The organism is Nostoc parmelioides FACHB-3921 (genome assembly GCF_014696625.1).
In the GTDB taxonomy this organism is placed as follows: domain Bacteria; phylum Cyanobacteriota; class Cyanobacteriia; order Cyanobacteriales; family Nostocaceae; genus Trichormus; species Trichormus parmelioides.
Genome location: NZ_JACJQL010000142.1, coordinates 1 through 5,777, shown reverse-complemented (window position 1 = coordinate 5,777; position 5,777 = coordinate 1). Strand labels below are relative to the sequence as shown.

Sequence of the window (5,777 nt, the reverse complement as noted above, 5' to 3'; positions counted from 1 at the left end):
TGCAAAGGAACTTATTCACTTTAGTTTTGCGTGATTACATTGTAGAAAATCTTACCCATACTTGTGTTGCTTAGTACACATGAATGAAATTTTTTGTCAATGCGTAAGTCCTAAAATTCAGGAATTACAACAAAATTTTGCCCAGTTACAGGCGCAAGTACAAACCCTGCTGCCCCCATCATCTGACTTTACACCCCCTGGTTGGGATGCCGAAGTGTGGAACGAGTTGCCCCCACAAGACAAACGCCACTTCAGGTTTATGTTTCGTCGTTGTGCTTTTCGCCCATCGCAGCAACGGCAAACTGAGCCTTTAGCCTTGCCTTCAGTCACCGTTGAGCAGATGAAAGAACAGCAACGGACTGAAGTAGCGCAATTAGTCGGTGAAGTATCGCCCGAAGAGAAACAGCAGTTGCAGGCGGCAAAACTCCAAGCACTCAGAGAATTTTGGTCACAAGCGCCCGAAGAAGACCAAGAGAATATGCCGTTTTAGGCTTACCAATTTTTGCAAATATATATAGAAGGTGGAACATGAGTAGCATTGCCTCTACTGACAAATTCTCTGTCCTGGTAATATTACGCCGAGAATACCTTAATATCACAGGTAACTTTTGCGCGGCCAAGCTGATTGAATACTTCCGCCATTGGACAAAGTGGAAGTTGAAGAACCACCGTACCCCCTGGATTTACCAGCCCCTCAAGCGGATTTACGCTGATTTGATGGGTGAGCATAGCCTTCATGTCATCCGAAGTGCGATCGCTCTGCTTGAGGAAATGGAGATTATCACCAAGCAGAAAAATCCCGGTAATGGACAGGATAGGACTTGGCAGTATAAATTAAACCTTGATGTACTAAATGGGTTATTAAGACATCGCAAGTGCAAAACTGAACGTTCGGTGTTCAATGCAGAACAATACCACAGAAACCATCCAGAAGCTTCAAAGCCACAACAACACAGTGCTGTTGAGCCTTTTAAAAGTGAGGAAGTGGAAAACGAAGTTTCGGACAGTGAGCAGGAAGGGGCAGGGCAAACCCCAGAGTTAGAGCTACCCCAGATTACTCACTTTGTTGATGAACCAGAACAGGTTGACTCAACTAGCAAGACAGACCATCATGGGGGCAATTCTTCCGCCGCAGTGTCAGCTTTTCATAACGGAGATTCTGGTGATGATGATTACACTGAGCCTGTAGATAAGTCAGTACAGCCTAGTCAACAGGAGGTTCAGGAGGTATTGCAGCAGTTACGCGAGATTCCTTGTACCCCACAGTTTCGGCTAAATTGGGAGATTCAGCGTACAGTCAAGCGGTACTGGGCGAATGTGCTAGGAGCGATCACGTATTTGAAGGAGGCAGTGCGAACTTGGAAAGAGAAACTTACGCGCTCCAGATGTTTCGTTTGTTCGGGCAGAACGGCTCAAAAAAACTCAGCGCAACTTTGTGCAGTTAGTACCTGACCTAACTGTTGAGGTCAAATCTAAAAGCGATGGCTGCGCCAACGTCTGCGACGAACGCATCAAGCCATTAGAAAAGAAAATCAAGCTATTTCTCGAACTTGGTTCTACAGTGGGTATTCTCATCGATCCATACAAACGTTTGGTTACAGTTTATCGTCCTAATCAAGAACACACTCGTGTTGAAAGATAAGGATAAACTAACAATACCTGAGTTACTTCCTGGTTGGGAATTAGCTCTAGCAGAACTCTGTCCACCTGAGTTTGAGTGAATATTGCAATCTGTTTGTAGGATTGAGCAACTGTTCGGCTTGCACCTACCAAGCCAATACCTCTTGGTTAATTAGTTGAGTTTGCAGTTGACGATGAAGATGGGGGACTGACATAGGTAGTTTTTGTGTGGAAACTTGAGCATCCCATGTCTTCCCATTCTCTGTTACCTTTGTCTCAGTAAAATTCCCCCTATATCAAGCCTTTAGAACTTTTTTGCACCACTAAGAGACAAAATAAGATACGTCTGGTGTAAATTAAATTTTAGCAGGCAGTTATAGATTGGAAAGTTTAAACATCAATTCCAAACTACCGATATTTTTTATGAGAAAAGATTTTTGATGATAAGCTTGTAACTTTCGTCTTCTATCGTTTCCTCTCTTTTTCCTAATTCACACCAGATGTATTTTGCAGTTGTAGTTTAAACGGGATTCTTAACTCGTTCTTAGTGGTGGCAATAAGTTTGTAGTCATATAATGATATTTTTTTGGCGAGACAAACCTTAATGAATACTAATCAATTTGAAAGAAAGTTGCTATCTGCTAAAGCGCCAGCTAATGTAAAAAAAACATCAGAAGGTTTTTTATTGCAGAATAATGAAGACATTAAGCGACAACAGGGAAATATCATCAACAGGCTGATTGGTGGATTGATTTTAATTTCTTTTATACTTATTTTTGTATTTCTCTTTTGGTGGTTTTTTTTATTAATTGCTGTAGTTTCTATTTTATTTAATAAAAACTTCAGAAATCAAGTTAAAAATTCTCTTGTCGCTCAATTTTGTCTTTTCCCAGCAGAAGTCCTATTATCTTCTTATCCCTTACGTTTGGGGGAAGAATGTAATTTGATTTTTCGTCGTCGTTTCAAAGGAAATCTGAAAACAAAGCAACCAGAACAATTAACCTTCAAGATAGCTTGTGTGGAGCGAGTCGAGTATAAGAAAGGAACTGATACAGAAATAGAGGTTCATACGATTTGGGAATCTCAACCTCAATTTCATTCTGTACCAACAGATGTTGATATATTTTCATTCAAAACAATTTTTACGGTACCGAATGACCTTCCTCCTTCTTTTGAAGGTAAGAATAATCAAATTCGCTGGATTTTCTTAGTTGAGCAAAATATTTCAGGGGTTTTTGAGCGTATTAATTCTAGTTTTGTCTTTATTGTTGACCCGGTATTAGTAAAATGATTAGTTTTTATCTCAATTCTGATTCGCTCGAAGTCGGAAGTGAATTGACTGGAAGCTGTATTTGGACACCCGATACACAAAACAAAGAGAAGCCCCTAAAACTGACAATTGGTTATAGAACCGAAGGACGGGGAGACGTAGATAAGCAAACGCTTTTTGAAACGGAACTTAAATTCTCAGAACGCACTTCTTTTAGGTGTAAAATTCCGATGGCAGGGCCAATATCATACGACGGTCAATTAATAAGAATTATCTGGGAAATTGCAGTTACTTCCTCAAAATGGTTCGGATGGAATGACATCGTAAAAAAACAAGTATTTCGGGTCATTTCTCGACAATAGGAGTAATCTTTAAATGTCTTATTGCGACCCTTATCATCGACTCGGATTGCGACGTAACCCTTTCATTGCACCCGATGATTTAGAAATTCCTCCTGAACGTTGGTTAGATTTTGGCTTTTCTCAACCACCTCCCATCCAAAAACGATTATTTTGGCAAGTAATTGGTGAAAAAGGAGCAGGCAAAACTTCGCACCTTCTACATTGGAAGCAACAAACGGGGGGCGTATATTATTATTGTCAACCGGGATGGAAACGATGTTCATTACCACCAGTCACTAAAATCGTTTATTGGGATGAAGCAAACCGTATTCCCTTACCTCTATTGCTGACTAGTTTATTGGTATCGCGTTGTATTAATGCAACCATTGTCGCAGGAACTCACGATAATTTAACTGAATTCGCCAGTTTATTTGGCTTTGAAATTAAAAATATGACATTATCTACCCTCTGCGTTGAGAATCTGTTACAGTGGGCAAAAAAGTTGATAGAAGCAGAGCGACTTTCCCCTTCAATACCCATTAGCTTAGAATTATCTACCGATAATGCCAGAGAAATTGTTGCAGAATCTCAAGGTTCTTGGCGACAAGCAGCAACTTATCTACATATTTGGGTTGCTCGGATAGTAAAAGATTCTTGAAATCAAATCAATCTAACCACCACCATTTTTACAAGCCGAAAGAAACCCGGTTTCTCATCGCTTACTGACTAGCATTTTTTAGTCCATTTTAATGGCAACTAAATCAAAATTGGTTGTAGTTATGAGTAATCACAGTCACTCTGGGGAATCGCTTATCGGTGGTAAATAGGGAATTAGACCTTTGGCAAATGCTTCTTGTTGAATCTCGCGGGGAGTGTAACGCGCATCCATAGGGAATCCGTTGACAGAAATTAACCAAGCAGTCGGATGGTTATCCAGTCGGCTGGGCAAACACCAAGTTGTATCATAGTAACTCATCTTCATCGCATCCCGAATCGCTTTGGATTTCCCCTGTCCCGTACTCTCTGCTACACCAAAGGCTTGGTAGAGTTCGCTGGCTTTGATGTGGGGAGTCTGGGAGGAGTCAAAGAGAAAATTAACCATGCCGAGTGCGTGAACAATGCCGCAAGCCCAAGACTTGGCTTGTCCTGTTGCTAAGGGCGATGGACGCTTACGGCATAGAGCAGCCGTAAGTTGGCGTGACATCTCGGCATATTCGGCGTTGAGATATTGAGAGCAGAAGGCATCGGTGAGGCGAGTGATTTCTTCAAATTTACCTTCCATCTGCTTGGGAACTTTTTCGCCTACTGGTTTAGACATACTCTTTACCCGACATTCCAAAACAACAACACGCTTTTTACCATATAAGCTAATTCACCAGCTTCAGTTCTTCGCGCTTAGTGCTTGAGTTAACCATCTTAAGCAACTGCTGATTAAGATAACTCTGCGCTGAAACATAAAGGTTATCCCAAATGACAGGATTCCGACAGATTTTACTGCCAACTGTATTGCCTGCCAACTTTTCTGACACCAAATACTTCCGATAATAGTTATTCCACAAATGCTGTAAAAAATCTTCAGCAAAGTCATCAAAAGGTATTATCCAGTTGTAATGTTCATCTAAAAACACCCGGTAGGCGGCAACAATGGGCATGGCGATATCAGCCGGCGCACTGAAACCAAACGAATATCTGCTGTCGGGCAGTAGTGTATTCTTGCGTGGGTCAATTGAGGCAAGGTCAACTACCCCCTTTCTTTTAGGCTTGGTGATATGCTCCTCGATGACTTGGAAAAGCCTTTGCTCAATCCATAACCCTTTGGACAGTAGTGGTAACAGTTTCGACAACCGTTGTCTTTCCGCCTCACTCAAAGACGGGGTGTTACTCACAGGTGGGTGTTTGGTTCTGCTTTTAGAGTCCGGGTTGTACTTATTCCTGTCCAAACAGTTCATCAACTTAATTAAATGGTTGACGTTACACTGTGGACTCTTGGGCGCACCGCTTTGGTTTTGGTAATACGCAATTCTGAACTTTGTCTTTTGCTCACGTTCCAATTGCGCTAAAAACTGCTTGAGGAATTTGTAGTCGCCTCTGGCGTTGACTTTAGAACGCGCATCCACAGGGGCAGATGTGTTTGATGCCAGAGCGATATCCTTAGCCTCATCTTCTGTTAAGCCAATATGAATTGTGACTTTGACTCTGGCTTCGGTTAGGTCATATTTATAATTTCTAGCTTGCTCAAAGGCTAAAACTGTATGCCCACCATTAATGATGCCATCGCTACCACCCTCAGAAGCCTCAAGTATTTCTAATTCTAGCTGTGTCTTTTTACTGTTGGGTTTAACCTTGTTGGCACACAGTACAATTCCACTATGTCGCTCGAAGAACTTTTCGGGTTCGGTGGTCAGTGAGTCAAAAATTTGTCTGTATGTCGAACTTTTTTTGTTTGGTTCCCGAATATTCGGTTCTAGGGGTAGGTCGGCGGGAAAGCTGTCAACGTGAACGGTAGCGATAATGCAATTGGAAGTTGCATTGAAAAACTGGTCTAT

General features: G+C 41.6%; 7 protein-coding genes and 1 pseudogene. 6 read left to right on the top strand and 2 right to left on the bottom strand.

Translation table 11 applies throughout. The annotated features are described in order from the left end of the window. Positions 1 to 79: 79 nt before the first annotated feature. The 6 genes and pseudogenes from H6G14_RS32655 to H6G14_RS32630 all read left to right on the top strand — a co-directional run bounded on the left by H6G14_RS32655 (position 80) and on the right by H6G14_RS32630 (position 3,889). Complete coding sequence (locus H6G14_RS32655; RefSeq protein ID WP_242054351.1) at positions 80 to 490, top strand: hypothetical protein; 411 nt, start codon at positions 80 to 82, stop codon at positions 488 to 490. 38 nt (positions 491 to 528) lie between these two features. Next, complete coding sequence (locus H6G14_RS32650) at positions 529 to 1,452, top strand: hypothetical protein (protein ID WP_190573086.1); 924 nt, start codon at positions 529 to 531, stop codon at positions 1,450 to 1,452. Further along, positions 1,364 to 1,721, top strand: a pseudogene (locus tag H6G14_RS32645) (Uma2 family endonuclease); the annotation flags it as partial. The gene H6G14_RS32650 and the pseudogene H6G14_RS32645, both read left to right, overlap by 89 nt. 503 nt (positions 1,722 to 2,224) lie before the next feature. Beyond that, positions 2,225 to 2,911, top strand: coding sequence for a hypothetical protein (locus tag H6G14_RS32640; RefSeq protein ID WP_190573084.1), 687 nt, complete (start codon positions 2,225 to 2,227; stop codon positions 2,909 to 2,911). Beyond that, positions 2,908 to 3,252, top strand: coding sequence for a hypothetical protein (locus H6G14_RS32635; RefSeq protein WP_190573082.1), 345 nt, complete (start codon positions 2,908 to 2,910; stop codon positions 3,250 to 3,252). The genes H6G14_RS32640 and H6G14_RS32635 overlap by 4 nt, the downstream gene beginning before the upstream one ends. Positions 3,253 to 3,265: 13 nt before the next feature. After that, the gene (locus H6G14_RS32630) at positions 3,266 to 3,889 is read left to right on the top strand and encodes a hypothetical protein (RefSeq protein ID WP_199326369.1); all 624 of its coding nucleotides are present in this window, start codon (positions 3,266 to 3,268) and stop codon (positions 3,887 to 3,889) included. A 135-nt stretch (positions 3,890 to 4,024) separates the two neighbouring features. Here the strand turns inward: H6G14_RS32630 and H6G14_RS32625 are convergent, their stop codons facing one another. Beyond that, entirely contained in the window at positions 4,025 to 4,549 is a 525-nt protein-coding gene (locus tag H6G14_RS32625) for a DUF6398 domain-containing protein (RefSeq protein ID WP_190573080.1), read from the bottom strand. A 49-nt stretch (positions 4,550 to 4,598) separates the two neighbouring features. Continuing rightward, positions 4,599 to 5,777, bottom strand: a 1,179-nt coding sequence (locus tag H6G14_RS32620) for an AIPR family protein (protein WP_190573078.1), incomplete at its 5' end; no start/stop codon positions are given.